We start from the raw sequence: 1,866 nt of genomic DNA, 5'->3' as shown, positions 1-1,866 counted from the left end.
CGAACCGCCGAGATCCAGCGCCGCCTCGCGGAGCAGAAGCAGGGCAATCCCAATGTCCGCAAGTATTTGAGCGAGCCGCCGCTTGCCTATCGTCAGGCCGCCGACACCGCGCCGCAAAACGAGCTCGGCGAGGACGAGTACAAGAAGGAGCGCCGGCTCAAGGCGCAGGCGGAAGGCAAGAAGGGCGGCGGCTGGTTTGACTGGCTGGGGCTGTAAGTAGCGAATAGCGAATTGCGAATAGGTCTCTGTTGCTCACTACTCACGACCTGCTTCTTTGCTACTCACTGCTTGCGTCAACCATTCACCATTCACTGCCATTCCGCCTCTCGCGAAAGAACTCCTTCAGGATGAGGGCCGCTTCGCTTTCGCCCAAGCCGGAATAGACGTCCGGCGCGTGGTGGCAGGTGGGCGAGGCGAAGAAGCGCACGCCGTTGACCACCGCGCCGCCCTTCTCGTCGGCCGCGCCGAAATAGAGCCGGCGGAGTCTCGCGAACGAAATGGCGCCGGCGCACATGGCGCAGGGCTCGAGCGTCACATAGAGATCGTGACCGGTAAGCCGCTCGCTGGCGAGTTGCCGGCAGGCTTCGCGGATCGCCAGCATTTCGGCATGCGCAGTCGGATCGGCCAACTCGCGCGTGCGGTTGCCGGCCTTGGCCACGACAATGTTGCCGTTGGCGATCACCGCGCCGACCGGCACTTCGCCCCGGCTTGCGGCCGCTTCGGCTTCCTTGAGCGCCAAAGCCATGAAATCCGGCCGCTTCACGCGCTTTGCATTCCGATTACTCCTCGCCACCCGACGGTGATCCTGTTATCTAGCGCGTGACCCTGAAAACCGGAATCGGTTTTTGCCGCGCTGCTGCATGCGCAAATCAAGATGACACTGCCCTGCATAACGCGTCCGACCGGGCGCGTACGCCGCGGCAGTCCAAGAAGAGCAAGATCCATATGGACGACGACAAGAAATCATCACGCAAAGGGCCGGGCAAAGGCGGATCGAAACCGACGCCGCGCGGCGACAAGCCGTTCCGCCAGGGAGCGCGTTCGCAGAATAAGCCCTTCGAGAAGCGCGATGGCGCGCGCAAGCCTTACACGCAGCGTGACGACAGGCCGATGGCCGCCGATGGCGAGCGCCCCGCGCGCGATTTCAAGCGCAGCTACAAGCCGCGCGCCGTCGAGGGCGCGGAACGCGGAGAACGACCGTTCCGCAAAGGACCGCGCCCCGAGGGAAAGCCGTTCGAAAAACGCGATGGCGCCCGCAAGTCCTATACGCCACGTGGCGATCGGCCAGCGGCCGCGGAAGGCGAGCGCCGCGATTTCAAACGCAGCTACAAGCCTCGTGACGGGGGCGAAGGTGGAGAGCGTGGCGAACGACCGTTCCGCAAAGGTCCGCCGCGCGACGGCAAACCCTTCGACAAGCGCGAAGGCCGTAAGCCCTACACGCCGCGCGGCGACCGGCCGATGGCCGCCGAAGGCGAACGCGCCGAACGGCGCTTCGATCGCCCCAAGCGCGAGTTCGGCGATCGGCCCAAGCGGGATTTCGGCGATCGGCCCAAGCGCGACTTGGCCGACCGGCCGCAGCGCGAAGACGGAGGCGACTTCGCGCAACGCCCGAAGCGGGATTTCGCCGATCGAGCGCCGCGCGACAGCGCCGCGAGAAAGCCGGAAGGCGGCTTCAAGCCGCGCCCGCGGCCCTCAGAAGCAGCGCCCGAGGCCGGCGAGCGCATCGCCAAGCGGCTGGCGCGCGCCGGCATCGCCTCGCGCCGCGACGCCGAGGAACTGATCGCCGCCGGCCGCGTCAAGGTCAACGGCAAGGTGCTGTCGTCGCCGGCCTTCAACGTCATGCCCGACGACGGCATCCATCTCGAC

The 1,866-nt window shown here is 66.4% G+C and carries 2 protein-coding genes and 1 pseudogene; 2 read left to right on the top strand and 1 reads right to left on the bottom strand.

The genetic code is table 11. From position 1 onward, the window contains the following. A pseudogene (locus tag EOA60_RS31070) lies at positions 1–216 on the top strand (hypothetical protein); the annotation flags it as partial. A gap of 85 nt (positions 217–301) precedes the next feature. On the opposite strand, the gene EOA60_RS31065 reads toward EOA60_RS31070, so the two are convergent. Then, on the bottom strand, positions 302–763 hold the full coding sequence (locus EOA60_RS31065; protein ID WP_066996659.1) for a nucleoside deaminase: 462 nt from the start codon (positions 761–763) through the stop codon (positions 302–304). Between the two features lie 182 nt (positions 764–945). On the opposite strand from EOA60_RS31065, the gene EOA60_RS39790 reads away from it, so the two are divergent. After that, the coding region (locus EOA60_RS39790) for a S4 domain-containing protein (protein WP_281060798.1) at positions 946–1,866 on the top strand (921 nt) is incomplete at its 3' end.

The organism is Mesorhizobium sp. M1A.F.Ca.IN.020.06.1.1 (genome assembly GCF_004023265.1).
GTDB lineage: Bacteria > Pseudomonadota > Alphaproteobacteria > Rhizobiales > Rhizobiaceae > Mesorhizobium.
Note: the sequence above shows the minus strand (reverse complement) of the source record. Positions and strands in the feature narration are given on the sequence as shown.